The 21472-nt window shown below is 64.4% G+C and carries 23 protein-coding genes; 19 read left to right on the top strand and 4 right to left on the bottom strand.

Annotated elements, in window-relative coordinates:
* Positions 1–25: 25 nt before the first annotated feature.
* Complete coding sequence (locus tag AB0J87_RS53585) at positions 26–691, bottom strand: SDR family NAD(P)-dependent oxidoreductase (protein ID WP_363981330.1); 666 nt, start codon at positions 689–691, stop codon at positions 26–28.
* 317 nt (positions 692–1008) lie between these two features.
* Between AB0J87_RS53585 and AB0J87_RS53580 the strand changes: the two genes are divergently transcribed.
* From AB0J87_RS53580 to AB0J87_RS53565, 4 genes are all read left to right on the top strand, one after another.
* The gene (locus AB0J87_RS53580) at positions 1009–1890 is read left to right on the top strand and encodes an RNA polymerase sigma-70 factor (RefSeq protein WP_363981328.1); all 882 of its coding nucleotides are present in this window, start codon (positions 1009–1011) and stop codon (positions 1888–1890) included.
* A 165-nt stretch (positions 1891–2055) separates the two neighbouring features.
* Complete coding sequence (locus AB0J87_RS53575; protein WP_363981325.1) at positions 2056–3099, top strand: hypothetical protein; 1044 nt, start codon at positions 2056–2058, stop codon at positions 3097–3099.
* 151 nt (positions 3100–3250) lie between these two features.
* Positions 3251–4474, top strand: coding sequence for a cytochrome P450 (locus AB0J87_RS53570; RefSeq protein WP_363981322.1), 1224 nt, complete (start codon positions 3251–3253; stop codon positions 4472–4474).
* 7 nt (positions 4475–4481) lie between these two features.
* Positions 4482–4679 (top strand): (4Fe-4S)-binding protein, encoded by a 198-nt coding sequence (locus tag AB0J87_RS53565; RefSeq protein WP_363981319.1) that lies wholly within the window; start codon positions 4482–4484, stop codon positions 4677–4679.
* Positions 4680–4762: 83 nt separating this feature from the next.
* On the opposite strand, the gene AB0J87_RS53560 is transcribed toward AB0J87_RS53565, so the two are convergent.
* Positions 4763–5035 carry a TetR-like C-terminal domain-containing protein gene (locus AB0J87_RS53560; RefSeq protein WP_363981589.1) on the bottom strand — a complete coding sequence of 91 codons (273 nt, stop codon included), beginning with the start codon at positions 5033–5035 and terminating at the stop codon, positions 4763–4765.
* A gap of 974 nt (positions 5036–6009) precedes the next feature.
* Here AB0J87_RS53560 and AB0J87_RS53555 point away from each other — a divergent pair.
* The 3 genes from AB0J87_RS53555 (at position 6010) to AB0J87_RS53545 (ending at position 7139) form a co-directional block, all read left to right on the top strand.
* Complete coding sequence (locus AB0J87_RS53555; protein WP_363981316.1) at positions 6010–6576, top strand: hypothetical protein; 567 nt, start codon at positions 6010–6012, stop codon at positions 6574–6576.
* A gap of 15 nt (positions 6577–6591) precedes the next feature.
* Positions 6592–6687: an MYXO-CTERM sorting domain-containing protein gene (locus AB0J87_RS53550; RefSeq protein WP_363981586.1), complete on the top strand. Its 96-nt coding sequence runs from the start codon at positions 6592–6594 to the stop codon at positions 6685–6687.
* 62 nt (positions 6688–6749) lie between these two features.
* A complete protein-coding gene (locus AB0J87_RS53545) occupies positions 6750–7139 on the top strand; it encodes a hypothetical protein (protein WP_363981313.1) in 390 nt (129 codons plus the stop codon).
* Positions 7140–7494: 355 nt separating this feature from the next.
* On the opposite strand, the gene AB0J87_RS53540 is transcribed toward AB0J87_RS53545, so the two are convergent.
* Positions 7495–10812 (bottom strand): NACHT domain-containing protein, encoded by a 3318-nt coding sequence (locus AB0J87_RS53540; RefSeq protein WP_363981583.1) that lies wholly within the window; start codon positions 10810–10812, stop codon positions 7495–7497.
* A gap of 747 nt (positions 10813–11559) precedes the next feature.
* Between AB0J87_RS53540 and AB0J87_RS53535 the strand changes: the two genes are divergently transcribed.
* On the top strand, positions 11560–12123 hold the full coding sequence (locus AB0J87_RS53535) for an NUDIX hydrolase (protein ID WP_363981310.1): 564 nt from the start codon (positions 11560–11562) through the stop codon (positions 12121–12123).
* Here the strand turns inward: AB0J87_RS53535 and AB0J87_RS53530 are convergent.
* The gene (locus AB0J87_RS53530) at positions 12101–13318 is read right to left on the bottom strand and encodes an XRE family transcriptional regulator (protein ID WP_363981308.1); all 1218 of its coding nucleotides are present in this window, start codon (positions 13316–13318) and stop codon (positions 12101–12103) included. The genes AB0J87_RS53535 and AB0J87_RS53530 overlap by 23 nt on opposite strands.
* Before the next feature lie 121 nt (positions 13319–13439).
* On the opposite strand from AB0J87_RS53530, the gene AB0J87_RS53525 reads away from it, so the two are divergent.
* The 11 genes from AB0J87_RS53525 (at position 13440) to AB0J87_RS53475 (ending at position 21452) form a co-directional block, all read left to right on the top strand.
* Entirely contained in the window at positions 13440–13853 is a 414-nt protein-coding gene (locus AB0J87_RS53525) for a hypothetical protein (RefSeq protein WP_363981305.1), read from the top strand.
* Between the two features lie 328 nt (positions 13854–14181).
* Entirely contained in the window at positions 14182–14661 is a 480-nt protein-coding gene (locus tag AB0J87_RS53520; protein WP_363981302.1) for a hypothetical protein, read from the top strand.
* Positions 14662–14735: 74 nt separating this feature from the next.
* On the top strand, positions 14736–15452 hold the full coding sequence (locus AB0J87_RS53515) for a GntR family transcriptional regulator (protein ID WP_363981299.1): 717 nt from the start codon (positions 14736–14738) through the stop codon (positions 15450–15452).
* Between the two features lie 122 nt (positions 15453–15574).
* On the top strand, positions 15575–16000 hold the full coding sequence (locus AB0J87_RS53510; protein WP_363981297.1) for a plasmid replication, integration and excision activator: 426 nt from the start codon (positions 15575–15577) through the stop codon (positions 15998–16000).
* Positions 16001–16267 carry a hypothetical protein gene (locus tag AB0J87_RS53505; RefSeq protein ID WP_363981294.1) on the top strand — a complete coding sequence of 89 codons (267 nt, stop codon included), beginning with the start codon at positions 16001–16003 and terminating at the stop codon, positions 16265–16267. It abuts the gene before it with no gap.
* The gene (locus AB0J87_RS53500; RefSeq protein WP_363981291.1) at positions 16264–16581 is read left to right on the top strand and encodes a hypothetical protein; all 318 of its coding nucleotides are present in this window, start codon (positions 16264–16266) and stop codon (positions 16579–16581) included. The genes AB0J87_RS53505 and AB0J87_RS53500 overlap by 4 nt, the downstream gene beginning before the upstream one ends.
* A gap of 84 nt (positions 16582–16665) precedes the next feature.
* A complete protein-coding gene (locus AB0J87_RS53495; protein WP_363981288.1) occupies positions 16666–18093 on the top strand; it encodes an FtsK/SpoIIIE domain-containing protein in 1428 nt (475 codons plus the stop codon).
* Positions 18090–18293 (top strand): hypothetical protein, encoded by a 204-nt coding sequence (locus AB0J87_RS53490; RefSeq protein ID WP_363981285.1) that lies wholly within the window; start codon positions 18090–18092, stop codon positions 18291–18293. Before AB0J87_RS53495 ends, AB0J87_RS53490 begins: the two co-directional genes overlap by 4 nt.
* Positions 18290–19903, top strand: a complete 1614-nt coding sequence (locus tag AB0J87_RS53485; RefSeq protein WP_363981282.1) for a replication initiator — start codon at positions 18290–18292, stop codon at positions 19901–19903. Before AB0J87_RS53490 ends, AB0J87_RS53485 begins: the two co-directional genes overlap by 4 nt.
* The gene (locus AB0J87_RS53480) at positions 19900–20091 is read left to right on the top strand and encodes a helix-turn-helix domain-containing protein (protein WP_363981279.1); all 192 of its coding nucleotides are present in this window, start codon (positions 19900–19902) and stop codon (positions 20089–20091) included. Before AB0J87_RS53485 ends, AB0J87_RS53480 begins: the two co-directional genes overlap by 4 nt.
* Positions 20088–21452 (top strand): tyrosine-type recombinase/integrase, encoded by a 1365-nt coding sequence (locus tag AB0J87_RS53475; protein ID WP_363981276.1) that lies wholly within the window; start codon positions 20088–20090, stop codon positions 21450–21452. Before AB0J87_RS53480 ends, AB0J87_RS53475 begins: the two co-directional genes overlap by 4 nt.
* Positions 21453–21472 lie beyond the last annotated feature (20 nt).

The raw sequence follows: 21472 nt of genomic DNA, 5'->3' as shown, positions 1-21472 counted from the left end.
GAGTGCCTGGGCCGCGGCGGCCGGGTCACCGGCGGGCTGCTTGCCCGCGAACGCGGCGATGCGCTGGCGAAGAGCGTCGTAGACCGGGTTGGGCTCGGCCAGGTGGCCGTTGTTGAAGGGGATCGGGGTTCTTGCCGGACCTGGTGGCGAAGCCGCCGGGCTCGATCACGGTCACCTTGATGCCGAAGTCGGCGACCTCGTGGGCGAGGGATTCGTTCACAGCTTCCAGGGCCCACTTGGAGGCGCTGTAGGCGCCGCTGAGCGGGAACGCCATGAGCCCGGCCGCCGAGGACAGCTGGATGATGTGCCCTGCACCCTGCTCACGCAGGTACGGCAGCGCGGCCTGGATCACCCACACCGCGCCGAACACGTTGGTCTCCAGCTGGTCGCGCAACTGCTGCTCGGTCATTTCCTCGATCGCGCCGACATAGGCGTAGCCGGCGTTGTTCACGATGACGTCGAGACGGCCGAAGTGCTCCCCGGCCCGCTTCACGCTCTCGAAGACGGCGGCCTTGTCGGTCACGTCCAGCTCCAACGGAAGCACCGCCCCGCCGTAGGCGGCGACCAGCTCGTCAAAGCTTCCGATGGTCCGCGCGGTCGCGGCCACCTTGTCACCCCGGGACAGGGCCGCCTCGACGAAGTTGCGGCCCAGGCCGCGAGACGAACCGGTGACGAACCAGACCTTGCTCATGATGTCCTTTCCGTTCTTTCTGCGGTGGCGGTTGCGCGGCGGTCACTGCGCCATGGGGCCGAAGTGATCGCTCGGGAAGTTGTGTGCCGCGCATATCGTTCGCGCGGCGTCCTGACGACCACGTGGCGTGAGCGCCCGGAACTTTGTGACAGCGCGGTCGTGTGACATGTGTCACCGATCGCGGGTGTCACACCGCGGTGGTTGCCAACGCCTTGTGCATGGAGCAGGAGTTGCGGGTGAACAGGCAGGAGCCAGGTATGAACGGGCGCTGGGATGCGACGACGGGCAAAGCCGAGCCGACGGCTGGTGGTGGCCGGATGGACCCGGCAACCGAGGTGTTCCTCGCCCACCGCAACCTGCTGTTCACCGTCGCCTACGAGATGCTCGGCTCGGCCGCCGACGCCGAAGACGCCCTGCAGGAGACCTGGCTGCGGTGGGTCAAGGTCGACCTTGAGCAGGTGTCCGACCAACGCGCCTACCTGGTGCGGATCGCCACCCGGCGCTCGCTCGACCGGCTTCGCATCCTGAAGCGCCGCAAGGAGGCCTACGTCGGCCCGTGGCTGCCCGAGCCGCTGCTCACCACGCCGGACGTGGCCGAGGACGTCGAGCTCGCCGAGAGTGTGTCGATGGCGCTGATGCTCGTCCTGGAGACGCTGTCGCCGACCGAGCGCGCCGTCTTCGTGCTGCGCGAGGTCTTCGATGTGAGCTACGACGAGATCTCGGCCGCGGTCGGCAAGACCCCGGCGACCGTGCGCCAGATCGCGCACCGGGCCCGGCGGCACGTCGATGCCCGCCGCCCTCGGGAGGTGGTCTCCCCGAGCCAGACCCGGGCGGTGCTGGAGTCGTTCCAGCGTGCGGTAGAAACCCGGGACCTGCAGGGGCTGCTCGACGTGCTCGCCCCCGAGGTCGTCCTGATCAGCGACGGCGGCGGCGTCAAACAGGCCGCGCCGCAGCCGATCATCGGCGCCGGCAAGGTCGCCCGCATGATCGTCAGCGGTCTCGGCAAGGCCCAGATCGCGCTCACCGGCGAGCCCACCGTGGTCAACGGCAACCCGGCGCTTCTCCTGTGCGTGGACGGCGAGATCGACGGCGTCATTGCGGCCCGGGTCGAGGACGCCCGCATCACCGGCCTCTACTACGTCCGCAACCCGCAGAAGCTGACCCGCATCGGATCCGAGACCCCGCTCACGCTGAAGTAATCCGTCGGCCGCCGCGCGCGGCAGTGCGGAGCATTCCGGGCGAAGGCATCCGCGTACCGGCCCGCCCCGTCATCACGTAAATCACGCAAACGTTGTATTCGAGGAGCAGATATGGCCGTTCAGGCCCCGCTGGCAGCCGACACACCACGGTCACCCTGGTTAACGGTGGTCAGGGCGGTCGTCCTGCTCACGGCGGGCATCTCCGTGCTTCTCACCGCCTTCGCCTGGCCGTCGGTGCGCTCGTCGGTACACGATGTGCCGATCGCCGTCGCCGGGCCGGCCGCCGCGGTCGAGCAGGTCAGCGCCGCTCTCGGCCGACGTCTACCGGACGGCTTCGAGATCACCGAGGTCGCCGGCACCGCGGCCGCCGAACGGTTGATCCGCGACCGGGAGGTCTACGGGGCGATCGACGTCAGCTCCGGCACCCCACAGGTCATCATGGCCAGCGCCGCCGGCACTGCGGTCGCCCAGACCCTGCAGAGCGTCGCGACCGGGCTGAGCCAGGCGCAGGCACCGGGCACCCGCACGGCGGTCGCCGTCCGTGACCTCGTCGCCTTGCCGGCCGACGACCCGCGCGGCGCCGGCCTGGCCGCCGGAGCCCTTCCCCTGGTCATGGGAGGCCTGCTCGCCGCGCTCCTGCTGACCAGACTGGTCCGCGGCACCGCCCGCCGGGTCACCGGAGCGCTCGCCTCCGCGATCACCGGCGGCCTGGCCGCGGCGGCGATCCTTCAGTTCTGGCTCGGCTCGCTGGGCGGCGCGTACTGGGCCAACAGCGCCGCCGTCGCCCTGACCGTCGCGGCCACCTCGCTGAGCATCCTCGGGCTGGAGTCGCTGTTCGGGGTGGCGGGCTTCGGTCTCGGCGCCGTCGCCATGATGCTCATCGGCAATCCCCTGTCAGGTGCCGCGACCGCGCCCGAAATGCTGCCCGGCTGGTCCGGCGTCCTTGGCCAACTGCTGCCGCCCGGGGCGGGTGGCCAGTTGCTGCGCTCCACCGCCTTCTTCGACGGCCACGGCGTCACCCACTCCGTCATCGTCCTGGTCACCTGGCTCACGCTCGGTGTCGTGCTGTGCCTGGCCGGCAGCCTGCGCGTGCGCCGTGCCGCCACCGCGGACCTTCCCAGGACGGCCGCATCACCGGCCTCTCCTACGCGTCCGCGACCCGGAGATGTTGTCCCCAGCGAATCCGAGACCCCGCTCAGCCTGCGATGAACACCGGTGACGAACCGGCCCACGGCCTTGGAGCGACATGGACCTGACGGTGGCGCGACAGGCGGCTCTCGGCCTCCGCAGGACACCGCCGGTTCCGGAGGCCGCCACAAGCAGAACACATCCCGCCAGATCTAGTACTGGGAGGTCATTCATGACGAAGAGCGTTGCCGACGAACTCGCCGGTCTGGAATTGCCGGTCGGACGGGGCTGCCCGTTCGCCCCGCCCGCCGCCTACGAGCAACTGCGCGAGCAGGCGCCGATCAGCAAGGTCCGCCTGGCCAGCGGCGGAGAGGCATGGTGGGTGTCCGGGCATGAGGAGGCCCGGGCCGTCCTCATCGATGGCCGCTTCTCCTCCGACAAGCGCAAGGACGGCTTCCCGCTCTTCACCCTCGATGCGGCGACCCTGCAGCAGCTCCGCAACCAGCCGCCGTTGATGCTCGGCATGGACGGCGCGGAACACTCCGCGGCCCGGCGCTCGGTGATCGGCGAGTTCACCGTGAAGCGGCTGGCCGCGCTGCGCCCGCGCATCCAGGACATCGTCGACCACTTCATCGACGGCATGCTCGCCGCCGACCAGCGGCCGGTCGACCTGGTGCAGGCGCTGTCCCTGCCGGTGCCCTCCTTGGTGATCTGCGAAATGCTCGGCGTCCCGTACGCCGACCACGACTTCTTCCAGAGCCGTACCACCATGATGGTGCGCCGGACGTCGCTGGAAGGCCGCCAGCGAGCCTTCGCCGAGCTGCGCGCCTACATCGACGACCTGGTCACCCGCAAGGAGTCCGAACCCAGCGACGACCTGTTCGGCCGGCAGATCGCCCGGCAACGCCAGGAGGGCACCCTCGACCACGCGGGCCTGGTGAGCCTGGCCTTCCTGCTGCTGACCGCCGGGCACGAGACCACGGCGAACATGATCTCGCTCGGCGTGGTCGGGCTGCTCTCCCATCCGAAGCAGCTGGCCGTGGTCAAGGGCAACCCAGGCCGGACACCCATGGCAGTGGAGGAACTGCTGCGCTACTTCACCATCGCCGACGGAGTCACCTCCCGGCTGGCCACCGAAGATGTGGAGATCGGCGGGGTGAGCATCAAGGCCGGCGAGGGCGTCATCGTCTCGATGCTGTCGGCCAACTGGGACCCGGCCGTGTTCAAGGACCCGGGCGAACTGGATGTCGAGCGCGGGGCCCGCCACCACATCGCCTTCGGCTTCGGCCCGCACCAGTGCCTCGGCCAGAACCTGGCCCGGATGGAACTGCAGATCGTCTTCGACACGCTGTTCCGCCGTATCCCCACCCTGCGGCTCGCCGCACCGGCCGAGGAGCTGCCGTTCAAGTCCGACGCCGTCATCTACGGCGTTCACGAACTCCCGGTCACCTGGTAGGCCGGACATGATGCGCATCAACGCGGACACTAGTCTCTGCGTCGGCTCCGGCCAGTGCGTCCTGACCGAACCGGCTGTCTTCGACCAGGACGACGACGGGATCGTGGCCCTGCTGACCGACCACCTCGACGACCAGAGCGCCGCACAGGCGCGCCACGCCGTCACCCTGTGCCCATCCCGAGCCCTGTCCATCCTGCAGGAGTAAGCCCTACCCCGGGTGAACTACGCGTCCGTACCCGTACGTCGGCACCTTGCCTCCAGCGCATCTGCGCCGGAGGCAAGGTGCCGCTATCGCGGTTGCGGTCTGGGGCTCAACCCGGCGAAGAGGGCATGGAGTACGCGGTTGATGTAGTCGGGGGCCAACGGCTGCTGTGTGATCAGCAACCGGTAGTACAAGGGGCCAGACAGGACCTCGAACGCCAGGTCCAGGTCGAAGTCGGGAGCGAGTTGACCCTGGTCCTTGGCGGCCCGGAGGCCAGCCAGGGTGTTGGCGGTCTGTGGCTCGATGAGACGCCGGTTGAGTGCGGCGGCGACCTCGGGATCGTGCTGAGCTTCGCCGATGAGGTCCTGGACCCAGGGTGTCCCGGCCTAGCAGGTCGGCGGCCCTGGTCATCACCTCGCGTAGATCGGCCACGATGTCGCCGGTGTCGGGGGTGGTCCAGGCCTGCCGTGTTCAAGCTGAGGACCGCGTCGAGGAACAGCAGCCCCCGAGAGGGCCAGCGGCGGTAGACGGTGTGTTTGCCGACGCCGGCCCGGCTCCTTGGGGCTGCTGGGCGGGTTCGCCGTGCCAATGCTGGGAACACTCGCCGCCTTCAGCCTTGTGTTGTACTTCCTCGGCGCGCGCGTCTTGAGCACCTGCGAGTGGGTTCCCGCAAGCTCGTGAATTGGGCCGGATTCTTCGCCACTGCGGTAGCCGTACTAGCCGTAAACCTGGGCTACCACTGGTCGTGATCCGTGGAGACAGGCTCTCTCACCTGGCCGCCGCGGCATAACGATCGACGCGTCGCCGCACATTCCCAGCAGTTGTGTCGTCGGGCTCCACATCCCGATTGCCTGGCCTCGCGGAACGACTTCACTGCTGCCCTTACGCATTGCCGGCCCAGGCAGGCGGATCAACGCCCGCGCCAACCACAACCGTTCAATCCCGTCGCCCACGGCAAGATCGACCTAGGCTCCGTCGCCCGCGTGAGCGGCTTGGGACACGGCCACACCCCTTCCAAACTTGGCCGCGTATTGGCCGTGAGAAGCCGTTGGACACCGGGGATCGCCGTAGACAGCCGGACACAAAGCGAGAGGCCCGTCACCGCGTTTCCGCTGGTGACGGGCCTCTTCCCGCTGGTGTGGCAGGTGCAAGGTTCGAACTTGCGTAGGCTGAGCCGACGGTTTTACAGGGCGTCGCGACTAACGCTCGCACCTACGCCTTGACCTGGTAGGCGACTCCTGCACACGCGCTTGGATGTGATGATCATTTCCCGCATATTGCACGGCAAGCCGATCATGCGGTGAGGCAGTTAGCGCGCCCTGATAATGGTCTCATGAGGCTCCCAGCAGAATTGCGTGACCAACTGGCCACGCTTCGAGGCCACCTGCTACGCGGGCGCCTTGTCGGCTCTACCGCCGATGCGGGATGGATCGCCTGCGACCTGATCGGGGCAGGACTTGACACGCCTGCCACCCTTGAGCTGGCCGGACACGCTCTATCCATCGGCTCCATGTCCGAGATCGAGCCGTTGATCCGTCAGGTGTTGTCCGAGTGCGGCATGCCTCCCATGGACACCAGCCAAGAGCCATGGGCCACCGCCCGCGATATCTCGCTGGCCATGCGGGACGGCTCACTACCGATCTCATCCGGAGCCGATTTCCTGATCACTGAGCTAATGGCGAAGTGCGCTTATCCGCCGGAGATCACCGAACTCATGATCCTCATCGATGACTGGGAAGCCGTACGGGACACACAACCAACCGATGACGAGCTCCGTGCTCATGCTGGAAAGATCGCGGAAGCTGCGGAGCTGCGCAGTTCGCACACGTCCTCCACCTGCCTGATCGTCCCGTTGCCGTCGTCCCACCCGGCAGGGAAGCGGGCCAAGGGCCAGGGGTGAAGGTGGAGCTCCCTACTGGAAGAACGACCTTCGCCCCTGGCCCTTGGTCTGCTTGGGCTTGTCCTGGGGCGACGGCGACGGGAAGATCAGGCTTCCACCCCAGCCACGTGACCACCTCGGCTTGTCGCGATCATCCCGGAGCCGGAGTTCCCCGCCGGAGGCATGGTTGTACGGTGAGCGTCGTGGACCCGCAGTATGCCGCTGACGCCCGCCGGATATGGCAGTCGTACGTACCTCCCCGCGGCCAAGCCGACACCGTTCAAGGAGAACTCCTCCGTGCCGTCGAGAAGCTCCGAAACGAGGCACAACGCAACGGCAACATCAACTGGAGCGACAGCTTCGAGCGCCTCCAGGCCTTCCTCCGGTCCATGCTTGTTGACCCGACCCTCTTTGACGAGAAGGACTTGCGAGAGCTGATCGCGGACCTCGATCGTCTCGCTGACTACGAGCGACCAGCCATTGATGACGCTCCCTTCGACCGCCTAACGCTCCGGGTCGTGGACTGGTGTAGAGCCCATCCTGAGCCCATGGAGCATCCACATGACCCGATGCTCTTTCTTTGAGCGCTATGCGTTGAACCTGAGCAGCGTGGCCGACAGCATGCCGTAGGCACCCGAAGCGAAGGGCGAGCGGAACTCGTGCGGCCGGCGACGATGCGACCGGCTCCGTGCGGCGGCGCGTCGCTCACGTCGGCGGGTTCGATGGATGCGGCGAGTGGATGGTCGGCGGTGCGGCCCGAACTGCCGCCGCCCGGGACCGGCCCCCAGGCCGCATGCCCGGGCGGCGGGCAGGCGGCGGGCCGGGTACGGCGGCGCGCCGCGCCGCCGCTTGATACCTATAAGAACAACTCGGCAAGATTCCTGGGCATCAGTCAACCGCCGCCAGTGCGGCCGAGGAGCCCGGAACACCGTTTAGACACTAAGCTGGGCCGAGCAGAATGATTTCATTGGCACGCAACGAACCTTCCGCATGTTCTTGAAGTGCAACCAGACTCGCGAATGACTGTGCCACCAATACCCCAGCCTTGTTGTTACCAACCTTATCCAGCATGGCCAAAGTGGCGATCAACTCCATACGAGCAACAGCCATGGATTCGCCATTGATAGGAACAATTCCGTCAAATATCTTGCCAATAAAGGAATCGACTTCCTTAAGCCGACTTACCTGATATCCGAAAACTTGCGATGGCTGGCGGTGTTGGCTCCGCTGAACTTCGTGAATTGCCCCCTTGAGAATATTTCGGGGATTTTCTCGGATAGGAGTCGAGATTGGATGCTTCGCAAGCAGATCCGCGATGTACTCATCTAGCTCCCCGAGAGATCTGGACGCCTGCGGTTTCCACAACCTAAGGATGATTCGATAGCTGCGCACCAAAACATGAATTTCTTTTACCCTTGTTTGGAGCGAAAGTTCAGAGGCAAGATCAAGGTCATTAGCGAGGTCGACCATGTCCTCAAGCTCACGTCTTCGAGTCGTGGAGACCTCTATCGCTCTCTCCAGGTCGCAAGCCCGCGCATAAGCCCGGCCTAGAGCGGCTTCAAGATCGGAGATGAAACCGTTGTCAAGCGCACTCGCTAGGTCGCTAGTTAGATTCCTTGAGAGAGAATCCGCCATTTTGCAGATGGAATCAAGATATACATTCAAGCTACCATATGACCTAAGCTCATCTTCATTCTCATAATGGCGAACGTGGCCAAGAGCATGTTGGACATCACGCGCTACGTCACCGATGCGAGCAACCTCCTGCGCGAGGCTCGCCACAGAGCTAGCGCGTCCACCACCATCACACGCTGTCTTAAGAATCGAACATAGTTTGTGCACAGCTTCATGCGCGCTTTCAAGGCTCAGCCCATCATTTAGATTTCTACAAAAGTCCAAGCCTATAGCGAAATCGCGGTACGGGAAGGCTTTATGACCAATCCCCAGCGCGAAATCAAGCTGCCGATCTAGCGCGTTAGCGCGTGCCAGTATCTCAGGATGGTTACGCTCACCCAGTTCAGGTTGGGCATGCTCAATAGCAGCCTTGAGAGCCTTGTCGTAGGCAAAAGGATCGACATAGGAAGTCGTGTCCTGAAGAAAGGTGAAGTCAAGTCCAAGCTCACTCGCAAGTGACTCTGATCTGGCCCGCACCTCGCTAGCGGTGGCCCGTTGACTGTTTAACAGTCCGCGAAGATCTTCTATGTGCTGTGCTCGAGCTTGGTTAGGTGGGCGAAGGAGAGATCGCCCAAGCTCAAGCATTAGCATAAGCTTGTAGACACCAATTTTTGGATTATCACGCTCCTGATGCACCATTTGAGCACGAGCAGTAGCCAGAGCGTGACCATAAACAAGGATACGATCAAACTCTAGGCCCGGCGTCACAAGGGCCAATCGTAGATTCAGACTGGTTTGCTTGCGATCCCGTACAGGATATCTTCTTACATCTTCAGATGAAGCTGCATATGGCCAAGGAGCAACCTCTGGGCGAAACAAACTAAGCTCCGCCTTATTCCTGATCCAGATGGTATTTTTGCCGATACCCTTCACTAACTTAACGGCCGGAGAACTGACTTCTTCTGCATCAGGGAGGCGATAGGCTTGCCCCCCATCGAACAGCGAATTCAGCCATGCAACAAAGCGCTCTACTTCTCCAAGATTAGCGCCTACAGCCGGCATGCTGTTTTCATAGCCCAACGTGACGTCTCTTAGTGCTGGATTATAAACATAACGTCCGGCTGCAAGCTCATTCCGAACGAACAATCCGTACAGTTCATTACTTACTGCCTGCGCACAAACAGCAGATCCTTCATCGATCCAAATAGTGTCGCGCAAGAAGCGTGTAGCTTTCACGCCGTCGACAAGCCTACGGCGGGCTACGTCAACCTTTTCGGCTGCATCGGTATTGGAAAGAAATTCTTCAAGACGGCCGCGCACACCGGGGTCCACTTCTCGCGCCTCATCAGCACAGTCAAATGCTAGAGTTAAAGCGCGGTACGATCCGGAGATTAGGCACGCTTCGATGACAGGGGTTGCATCCGCGGCGGCCGCCCACAACAACGTACATTCACGCCACCATACATCATCAACATTATCCGTAAGCAGACTCAGCAGCTGACGCTTCTCTCTTATTTGGGCTGCTGCCAAATACTCCTGAAGTGTAAGGTGGGCAAAGGCATAAATGTCATGTTCACGTTCTACGAGCAGTCCGCTCCTACACACATCTTGCAGGAACGTTACGGGTGATAATCCTGGTGATACCAGCCGAAGAGACTTCTGGATGGCTCTTTCAGCATCCGCAGCGTGAATGTCGCGTACTTGTGCGGTCATCATGTCGAGCGCCAGGTGACGCATGACATGCTCCTTTTGGTGCCCGCGCAGCCCTGTAGTATTCTCTAGATCCTTTGCTTCCTGTCGACGATGAAGAAGAACGTCACACATCTCTGCATATAGTTCCGATCTACTTCCAGGAAGTTGCCCTCGATACCTGTGGACATTGGCAACCATAGTGAGAAGTAATGGATTGGCTGCCAAGTCATGGAGCGCTGACTGCTGTCTTATCCGGTGGAATAGATCGTCTGCCTTACGGGAGGAGATCGCGCGAACCCGAGCACCCTTGGCTCCGACTGCTCGGCACTCAATTGCGTAATACCAGTTATGCAGAAAGTGAGAGATTTGCCCTCCAGTGAAGCGTCTCACCTGCAGTACTTCGGCATTTGGAAGTGGATTAGACAAGTATCCATATGGCCGAGAAGTGAGCACATAGTCGTTGTAGGGGTAGCGTTCAATTTGTCGCTTGACCCAAGCAACTACTTGCCCCCTATGAGATTCGTCTGCGACTTCATCTAAGCCATCGAGGAGGACGATACAACCGCCTCGATCAAGCCGTTTCTCTACCCAAACCGCCGGGATTTTTCCTGCCAGCCAACCCGCCGAGACTGCCACCTCTGCAAGGCTCTGTGATGCCTGCGAGAGAATCATTTCGGCGTGATCTCGCATGTATAGGAGGATTGGCAGCGTTGTACGTTTCCAGATTCGCCACCCACGTCTGCTACAAATCAACGCAGTGTTTCGTACAAGCGTGGTCTTACCTGTGCCGGGACCACCGATGACAGCAAGACGTCGATGATTGCCAAGGAAAGATTCCAAAGTGCGCCTGTCATTGTACGCGCTGGTGGCATCGATGCCCACGTATGGCTCGTGGACTGTATCTTGGGAAGGCTTCGGCACTAGGCTAACGTCAACATATACCTGACGCATTTTCAACACAAACTCGGCCTGAGTCTTTACGCCAATCGTCTCCATGTCGCTGACGCTAGCTCTCAACTGGCGTAGATAAGTTCGCCTTCGGCCAGCCGACAAAGAACTAGCTGAGGCGTCGCTTCCATTTCTGGACGCCACCTGCGAGACATGTTGAGCTATAAGAGCCCCGAGGACCGCCAAGCCGAAGGCAAGATAGGCCCATGTCCAACTTAATTTTCCGTCGTCAAGAACCTGATTTGTGGCTACTCCAACCAGTACGACTCCTGCCGCCGTGGCAACCGTCACCACAGCACCACGCACATTCATCATTCGCACACCCACCACATGGATAATGCCGTCGTTCGGCTATGCGTTCCTTTTAGAGGCGATCTGTCACATCGTGCCCAATTTGGCGGAAGGTTTGTCGTTCCACGGTAGCCACTTTAAGAGCATGGAGCCCTGGACGCGGTCATTGTGCTTACTCAGCGTAATTGGGTAGGACCATTGCGACTCTTCCCACACGGTTTAAACCCTATATGCTAGCAGCGAAACCGTGCTATGTGTGGCCTTTAGGGATTGATAGGAGCTCGACTAGGCTGGCCAAGGATCTCTCCAGTTCGGAGCCGCAACGCTGTCCTGGGAGGCTGCCAGGCTTGGTGGCCGCTGGCATATTGATGGTGGACCAGGGACTCGGGCTCAGTCTCAACGCTGGTGTATCGGTTCGATGCCATGTATGAGGAACGTATAAGACGATAGCGTCGCGGTGTGGCTGATGACGCTGAGCTGACGCGCTGGGTTGTGCATGGGGAACGGCTGATCTACGACAACCGATGGATTCGGCTGGGGCTGGCCGACGTGGAGATCCCCGGCGGGGAACGGTTCGAGCATCACGTGGTGCATCTGGATCGGGCTGCGATCGCCGTCGTCATCGATGAGCAGGATCGTGTCTTGCTGATGTGGCGGCATCGGTTCGTGTTCGATCGGTGGGGGTGGGAGCTTCCCGGCGGGCTCGTCGAGGCCGGCGAGGATCCGATGGCGACCGCTATCCGGGAGGTGGAGGAGGAGACCGGGTACCGGCCGAAAAACGTTGAGCGCCTGGTGAGCTATCAGCCGATGGCCGGCATGGTGGATGCAGAGCACCTGCTGTTCGTGGCGCGCGGGGCCGAGCTGGTGGGCACGCCTGAAGGAGAGGTGGAGGCCGACCGGATCGAGTGGGTTCCGATGGCAGAGGTTCCCAGCATGATTGCCCGCGGAGACATCTGGACATCCGGAACGTTGATCGGGTTGCTTCAGGCTCAGGTGTGGCTCAACGGCCGAGCGCGCGGTTGACGGCTTTCGACAGTTCGTCGATGCGGCGGCGCTGTCTGCGACTGCCGGTCATGGTGGCCAGTTGCTGAGCGCGTTGGATGTGGGGTTGGGCGGCTTCGGGGTTGCCGACGGCCAGGAGGGCATGGCCGAGGTCGCAGCGGACGCCGGATTCGGCCCTGTTGTAGGTGCCGTCCATACCGGCAAGGGCTGAGCGAAGGTCTTCGGCGGTGTCTGGGTCGCCGAAACGTACGAGACAGTTGCCGCGCCAGCGGGCTATGTGGTGGGCGTTGATGGACAGGTACGGCATTTCCGCATCGCCGTCCCCTTCGGGAAGGAGGGCGGCGGCCTGGTCGAGAGCCGCGCGGCAGATGGTCTCGTCGCCGAGGATAGCGGCGGCTTCTGCTTCGGCTGCTGAGAGCCAGGTGCGGAGGCGAGCCGGCAAGTGGCCGCCGTGCTGCTCGTGAACATGCTGCAGGAGTTCGGTGGCTTCGGCGGGGCGGCCGAGCTCCATGAGGACGTACGCCTGTTCGCCAGAGACATAGGCCAGTAGGGCCGCGTCGTCAGCCTCATATGCGGCGGCCTTGGCTCGCTCGTAGTGCGTCCAGGCGTCGTTCAAGGCCAGGGTGTTGATGGCCTGCCATCCCGCGAGTGAGGCGGTTTCGGCGAGTAGGTGCGCCAGGCCGGCGCGTAGGCCGGGGCGGATGGCGTGGCGGTGGGCGCGCTGGATCTGGGCCATCTGGGCGTGCATCTTGTCGGCGATGGCAGGACCTCCAAGACGGCGGTCCAGCAAGCGCAGATTGTTCGTGTCAGTGCGCAGGATCATGACCGTGGTGGGGTCGACTGCTGCGGCGGCGTCCAGGCGGCTGATTAGTTCGGTGGTTTGTTCCTCATGTTCGTCGTCGTGGTCGCCGGTGGGTGAGGCGATGTCGAGCGGGGCCAGGCCGAGGAGCATGCGGACGTGGTCGGGCAGGCGTAGGCCAGAGGCGATGCGCTCGATGACGGCGAGTTCTTTGATCGTTCCGTTGCCGTGCAGGATGGCGTTCACACGGGGCTGACCGAGGCCGGTGGCGGTGCCGATGCGGACCTGACTCGCGCCGTATTTGACCGCAAGACCGAAAAGTCCGGCAATGTCGCGCTCTCTGAGAATTTCCCGGGTCCGTTCCTGTTCCCAGACAACGGCGGGTAGCTCAATTGGGTCGAACGCGCCATTCTGCATTGCTGACCTCCGGCTTTGTCATTGTCCGGATGATGCATTGCCGTGTGGCGGAGCCTATATCCCATCGTCATATACCAGCGTGGGATAGGTAAGAAAAGTATCGGCAATCATGCTGTCCGGCATGACAACGCCAGTCAGATGCACAGAGTGCGAGGGACGGGGCTGGAAGATCGTCACCCGGCGCGGCCACGTGGCGGCTTCGGGGCTGGGTCTGGCGGCATCCGCCCAAGAGGACTGCCTGCACTGCCCGGGGCCAGCCGAGACGCCTCAGGAGCGGTTCGAGTGGGAAGTCCGCATCAGCTCAGAGCAGGGCGATGCCTTGGGACCGTGCGGGTCCTCTGCCTTCCAGGCCACCGCGATGGACGAGTTGCGCAAGGCGATGCGAGGCATGCCGGGTGACGCCTCTATTCGAGGCAGCATCGTGCACAAGGTCTTCGACTTCGGCACGGGTGCTGACGGCTGGTCAAGCCGTCATATCTTCCGGGCATATCTCGACCCGGCTGGTTCCGTACTATTTGAGCGGGTCGCCAAATGATCGCCCCCCTGGTGATCATTCAGGATCCCTGTCGGTCGGCCGAGCTCCTTCAAGAGGCTTTGCGGCACGACGGAATCAAGGCCGACGTCCATGGCGGTTATGGGCTGGCGTTGGTTTCGGTCTGGGTGGGTCTCGTCGTTTGGTGCGATGGCGGACGCTTTTGGTGGCGTACCGGGTGGAATGCCGGTCGTCGGCGGGTCATTTATGCCTGGCATCCGGCGACTGATCCATTTCGGGCAGCCCGTCGTATCGCCATGCGGTACGAGGAATTGCGCAACCAGCAATGTGCTGAGGCGGGCCGACACGAGACGCCCTCTGCGGAGCCTCAATGAACACGTGGGAGCGCGTCGGGAACCGCGCAACGATCGTGACCATGGAGCACAGCCCCGCCTCCACTCGGGCCTACCGATCTATGTTGATCGGGCGCGAAGGCCGGGTGGTGGCGGTGCTGCGCGAGGGCAACGTCGCTCTCCTGAAGCTCGACGGCGAATGGTACGACCTTCCGGAAGGTGCGCAGCGTTGGGCTGTCGCGTGGGATGACCTCGCGATTCATGAACCGGCGGGCGAGTCTGAGGTCGCTGTCCAGACGTACGTGGCCGGCTTCTCGAAAGAGGGCCGCGTCCTGAAGCAGCACGCCGTCGTGCCTGGAACGAAGCTCGCCGTTTGTTCTTCGCCGGTCAAGCCGCTGCCCTTCTGCGGTTGGTCGCTGACCTTCTCCCCCACTGCCCCTCAGGCGTGCGCGAAGTGCCTCACGCTCCTCGATGCCCTTGATCGAGACGGCAGTAAGGTCACTATGCCTGCACCCTGATGGGGCCTGACAAGCACATCCTTAACCGGTACTGTGCTTGTGCGCATGAGTGCAAGAGCGAACGGGCGGTTGAGATGAGCATGGACTTCGCCCCACCGAAATACGCCCAGGTGATGCGGGCCATTCAAGAGCGTATCGAGTCAGGCGAGTACGCCCCGGGCGACATGCTGCCGTCCGAAACACAGCTCGTGCGCGAATTGGGCGTCGGCCGAACCACGGTGGTACGCGCCCTTCAGACGTTGGCCATGCAAGGTTGGATCGAGCGCGAGCACGGGCGCGGCTCCTTTGTGAAGGGTCGTCCAGAGAGCACGGCCGAACGGATGCGGCCCAGCCAGACGACTACCGAGCAGGGCGAGAGCGCCGATGCGGTGGTGGAAGCCGGGCGCGTTCCAGCCCCACGGCATGTAGCGCGTCTGCTGGGTGTTGCCGAGCAGACCCCAGTGATCATGCGTAAGCGGGTGGCTCGACAGGCGGACGTGATCTCGGCCGTGGAGACGGTCTGGGTGCCGCTGGAGCATGCCATCGGCACCGACCTGGACAAGCCCGAACCCCTGCGGCGCGGCATCCGCCAGCACCTCCAGGCCGTCAAGCACCTGCGCTTCGACCACATCACCGAGCGAGTCAGCGCGCGCATGCCCACTCAGGAGGAAGCCGAGCTGCTCGGGTCATCCAACCCGGTCCTCGGCGTGCTGGCCACCGTGCATGACCCGGCCGGCGACGTGCTGATGGTGGCGTGCCTGGCCCTGCCCGGGAGCTTGCACGAGCTCGAAGATGTCTTCAAGGTGAGCTAACTCTTACCCGCCACTTACCAGTCATCCACTTGTGCGGACGAGTTGCGATCACTTACTCTCAACTCATGCGGACAAGTGGACGAGCGAACAAAGGGCTCTCCACCGCTATCGAGAGGAACAGCATGGCAATCCAGGGACCCATCCCCGTCACGTACAACATGGTCTTCCCGCACGGCTGCTACATCGTCGGCGAGGTCGAGCCCGTCAAGGACTTCGACGCCTCGTCCAACGGCCGGTTCGTGCAGGCCCGCGACAAGCAGACCGCAGAGCTGGTCTGGCAGGTCGCGGTCATGGACGGTGACCCGACCCTCAAGCCTGCCCAGAAGACGGTGGCGGTCAAGATCCTCGCGCCGGTTCAGCCGGTGCCGCCCTCCCCGATGCCGGGGCTGCCGTTCACGCCGGTCGAGTTCGACGGCATCGCGATCACGCCGTACGTCAACGCCGTTGGTCGCCTCGCGTACTCGATCAAGGTCCGCGAGATGCACGCACCCCGCCAGACCACCCAACCCGCCCAGAGCAAGGCTTCGGCCGGAAAGGATGCCGCCTAAATGACCCGTCGCCGTACCCCGCGCAACAGCGTGATCCGGCTGACCACCGGGCACGCCGCCCGCACCCTCAACCACCCGTACGCCCGCCGTGAGCCCGTCCTGGCGCTCGACTTCGGTGCCACCTCCGTCCTGGTCACCACGAGCGGGCCCGTGACCGTGGAGGACCTGGAGTTCGCGCGCCAGCTCGCCCGCGAGGCCCACCGCTTCGCCCGCTCGCTGGAGCGCAGCTTCTACGGGCTGCCCGACGGCAAGGGGGTCGCGGCGTGAGTCTCGGCCCGTACACCTACGTCACCTTGTCCGTGCGACCGGAGTCCACGCCGCACGTCGGCGTCTCCTTCCACACGTCCGACCTCAAGGTTCGCGCCGGACTCCTGCTCAGCGGCCCGCGGCCGTACCTGGAGTTCAACTCTCAAGAGGCTGACGTGCACATCTCCACCACCGGGGCCGGGCCGGTCACCGACGCCGACCTGGCCATCGCCCGCGAGATCTTCGCCGCTGCCGCTCGATACCTGGCCGAGTGCGAGCAGCTACACGCCGAACAGTCGGCCACCACCAAGGACACCACCGACCCGGCGGCCTGACATGAGGCGGGGCCGCTGGAAGCGGCAACTTCCGGCGGCCCCTCGGTTCTCCCCTGACTCCACATCACGAGAGGTTCCCAGCTTATGTTCAAGCGGCTGCCTGGCGACGAGGCGCGCAACCTCGTCTCCACCACGCCCGACACGGCCGTCGTCTTCCGCCCGGCCGTCGTCAAGACTCCCGCCATCATCACCATCGTCATCCTGGTCTGTCGGATGCTCGCCGGGCTCGTCCGTACGATCTGGCGCCACCCCATCGCGTCCATCATCCCGATAGCCTTCGGCGCTGCCTGGTACTTCCACGGCTGGCCGCTGGCGGCGTCCCTGCTCGGTAGTGTCGTCTTGGTCCTGGTCTCGTGGGCGTTCATCGACCGGCCGTCGTTCGCCCGTCTCGTCGGCTACCGGCTTCTGGCCTGGTGGCGACTCGTCTGGATCTACCGGCGGCACTGGCAACCCGTCATGATCGTCTCCGGTCTCGGCCGTCACCTCCGAGGCCGCGACTACCTCCCCCGGCTCGGGAAGGTCACCTGCACCTCGTGGGCCGACCTGGTCACCGTGCGCATGCTCAAGGGACAGGCAGTCAAGGACTGGGCCGACCGCACCGACCACCTGGCCCAAGGGTTCGGCGCGAAGTCGTGCCGGGTGGCGCTGTCCCGGGCCGGTCGGTTGACGCTGACCTTCCCGCGGAGCGATCCACTCGCCTTGCCTCTGCCAGCGCTCGCCATACCGGAAGAGCCGACCGTGGGACCGGTCGAGATTGGCAAGGGCGAGGATGGGGGGCCGTGGCGGCTCAAGGTGCACGGCACCCATGTCCTCGTCGCGGGCGCGACCGGGGCCGGCAAAGGATCGATCATCTGGTCCGTCATCCGCTCCCTGCTCCCCGCCGCCGACGCGGGCCTGGTCGAGTTGTGGGCGCTGGACCCCAAACTCATGGAGCTGTCCTACGGCCGCGACCTGTTCGGCACCCGGTACGCGGCCACTCCCGAGGAGTGCGCCGACCTGCTGGACGAGGCCGTCTGCGTCATGCAGAAACGGGCTGCCCGCTTCGCCGGCCTGCAGCGCTCCCACACATCCACCGTCGATGATCCTTTCGTTCTGGTCGTAGTCGATGAGGTGGCGTTCCTGACCGCCTACCAGTCCGATCGGCAACTCCGGCAACGCATCTCCGCAGCGCTGGCCACCCTGACCACCCAAGGGCGCGCGGTCGGCGTCGGCGTCCTGGCCGCACTTCAGGACCCGCGCAAAGAGGTCATGAACATCCGCAACCTGTTCCCCGACAAGATCGCCCTCCGGCTGGATGAGTCAGAACAGGTGGACATGGTCCTCGGCGACGGCGCACGTGATCGAGGCGCCCTCGCTGACCACATCTCACCCGTCCCGGAGATCGGCGCGGGCGTCGGCTACGTCCGGCTGGAGGCCAGCCCCGAACCCCTCCGGGTGCGCGCCGCCTACGTCTCCGATGCCGACATCCGCGACATGGTCGACGCCTTCGGCCCGCGCGAGGGTGCGGCATGAGGATCTGCTTTCACGGCACCGCCGACGAGATCAGCCTGGTCGCAGGCCGCCCGCTGCTGGTCCTGCTGACCGCTCACGACCTGCCTCATATGCGGGTCTTCGAGCTCTACCACCCCCGCGTCCACGCTCACCCGGACCTGGAGCGCTACCGGCTCTGCGCCCGACTGGCCGAAACCGCCGGCGAAGGGAGGACCGCATGACCCATGTGCACGATCGCGCTCTCCCCCGGGCTGTCCGCCTGGCCATGCCGATGGCCCGGGACGTCCTGGAAGAGGTCGCCAAGCTTCACGGGGTCTGTATCAGGCCCGTCCCGCTGCGGCGGCTCGACATCGTCACTGGCAAGTCCGAGATCATCGACGTTCCGTGCGGGGCTGTCCTCGCCAGCAAGTGCCCGCCGTGTGCCAAGCGCAACCGGCAACTCCGCATGGCTCAATGCCGCGAGGGCTGGCACCTCGACGAGGAGCCCACGATCACGCCCGACGAGCCGAACGAGGAGCAGCGCTGGCTGGTCGAGTTCCGCGCCGACATGCAGGCCAAGCGGGATGCCGCCGAACAGGCCGGCGACGACACCACCGACCTGGACGCCGTCCTGTCCGGCCTCGATGACGAAATCAACGCCGCTGGCATGCGGGGCAGCGTCACCGGATCCGCGGTGCCCAAACGCACCCGATCGACCCGCCGGCGACAGGACGCACCCAACCTGCCCAAGCGCAAGATGACCAACACCACCCTTGGACGCACCTTCACCAGCACCGACGGCAAGAACTACCGGCCGTCGCTGTTCGTCACGCTCACCCTGCCCAGCTACGGCAAGGTCCGTGACGGCGTCCCGATCGATCCCGACACCTACGACTACCGGCGCGCTGCTCGGGACGCGCTGCACGTCTCCAAGCTCGTGGATCGCTTCGTGCAGAACCTGCGCCGGGTCGCGGGCTATGACGTGCAGTACTTCGCGGCCGTCGAACCTCAGAGGCGGCTCGCTCCACATCTGCACATGGCCATCCGGGGCACCCTGCCGCGCGCGGAGATCAAGCAGATAGCTGCGGCCACCTATCACCAAGTGTGGTGGCCATCGACCGACGAAGTGCGCTTCGACGGGGATCAGCTGCCTGTCTGGCAGGACGGGACGGGCTACCTCGACCCGATCACCGGCGAGGTCCTGCCCACCTGGGACGAAGCCCTCGACTCCCTCGACGAAGACGCCGAACCGCTCCACGTGATCCGCTTCGGCGATCAGGTGGACGTGCAAGGTGTTCTCGCCGGTACGCCGGACGCTGACCAGTGCATCCGGTATCTGTCCAAGTACCTGACCAAGTCCATCGGCGAGAGCCTCGACGGCGGCCAAGCCCAGCGTGAGCACGCCGCGCGCATGGTTGACGCCCTGCGCTACGAGCCCTGCTCGCCGACCTGCCCGAACTGGCTGCGCTACGGCGTACAGCCCAAGAACGCCAAGGCGGGGATGGCTCCCGGCCGGTGCCGCTCCAAGGCGCACAAGCCCGAACACCTCGGCTACGCCGGGCGCCGGGTCCTGGTCTCCCGCAAGTGGTCCAACAAGACCCTCGCTGAGCACAAGCAGGACCGCCGTACCTGGGTCATGGAAGCCCTCGGCCTGGCCGACGAACCGACCGACCCCCACCGCTACATCTGGCGGCTCGTCCCGGCCGGAGACGCCAACGTGCCTCCCCTCGTCGTACGCCTGCTGCGCACCGTGGCCGAACGCCAACGCTGGCGAGCCCACCTCAGAGAGCTGGAGGCCAGAGCAGCCGGACAAGATTTTTCGGCAACCAACGACCTGGGGAGGGCTGCGTGACCAAGCGAGACGAGTTGCTGACCGTCAGCCAGGTCCTCGACGAACTCGGTGGTGTCTCCCGTCGCACCTTCTACCGCTGGCGCGAGATCGGCAAGGCGCCAGAGGGCATCCGCCTGCCCAACGGCGAACTCCGCATCTACCGCAGCGATCTCAACGCCTGGCTCGCATCCCTCAGGAGCACCGCATGACGACCTCGTACGACGTGAAGTTCTTCGAAATCAGCCGCAACAAATCCAGCAAGACGCCTTCGTATGTCGTCCGTTGGTCGGTCGCCCGTAAACGCTCCTCCAAGACCTACCGAACCAAGGCCCTGGCCGAGAGCTTCCTGTCTGATCTCCGGCAGGCCGCCAAGCGCGGTGAAGCGTTTGACGTGGAGTCTGGGCTGCCGTCATCCATGATCAAGGCCAAGGACGCTCAGAGCGTCCTGGAGTTCGCCCAGGCGTTCATAGAGATGAAGTGGCCACACGCGGCGGCCAAGAGCCGAGACAGCATGTCCGACGCCCTCGCAACGGTCCTGCCCTCGCTGGCCAAGGACCGCGCAGGCCGCCCTGACACTCGCGAGCTTCGCACGGTCCTCCGTAAGTGCCTTCTCCTACCTGAGGACAAGCGACCAGACATACCGCAGCAGCACGCCGCTGCGGTGGCCTGGCTGAAAGCTGCCTCGCTCGACGTGGCGAGCCTGGAGGAGTCCAAGACGGTACGGCTCGCCCTGCACGCCCTGACCTTGTGCCTCGACGGCAAGGCGGCGGCTTCCACAACCATCGCCCGCAAACGCGCCGTCTTCCATGCTCTCTTGGAGTACGCGGTGGAGCTGGAGGAACTTTCGGCAAATCCGCTGCACAAGATCAAGTGGAAGCCACCCAAGACGACGGAGACGGTGGACCCTCGGGTCGTGGTGAATCCGCGCCAGGCGCAAGAGCTGCTGACCGCGGTGACCTACGTAGGACAGCGAGGCAGGGGCCGGCGCCTCATGGCCCTCTTCGCCTGCATGTACTACGCCGCCCTACGCCCGGCCGAAGCAGTCGGCCTACGACTGCAAGACTGCCACCTGCCCGCGTCCGGCTGGGGCCGGCTCACGATCGACGTGTCCCGGCCAGAGGTCAACACCCAGTGGACCGACAGCGGAGACGCCCACGAAGAACGCGGCCTCAAGCACCGGGGCAGGCAAGACGTCCGCCCGATCCCCATCCCACCGGAACTGGTCAAGATCCTCCGCGAGCACGTCGCGGAATACGGCACCGCCAAGGACGGACGCATCTTCAGCAGCGAACGAGGCGGCGTGGTGGCCTCAACCGCCTACACCGAGGTCTGGCAGGCCGCACGCCTCCTGGCCTTCGCACCCGCCCAGGTCGCCTCTCCGCTCGCCAAGCGCCCGTACGATCTCCGGCACGCGGCCGTCTCCCTCTGGCTCAACGCGGGCGTCTCAGCCCCGGACGTAGCTGAAAGAGCCGGCCACAGCGTCGACGTCCTCCTGAGGGTCTACGCCAAGTGCATCGACGGACAACAAGAGATCGCCAACAAGCGGATCGGCGACGCCCTCGCCGCATGACCACGTCCCAACCGCACCCA

This window comes from Nonomuraea sp. NPDC049625, assembly GCF_040675285.1.
Classification (GTDB): domain Bacteria; phylum Actinomycetota; class Actinomycetes; order Streptosporangiales; family Streptosporangiaceae; genus Nonomuraea; species Nonomuraea angiospora_A.
The sequence above is the reverse complement of the archived record's forward strand: the minus strand, read 5'-3'. Positions and strand labels throughout refer to the sequence as shown.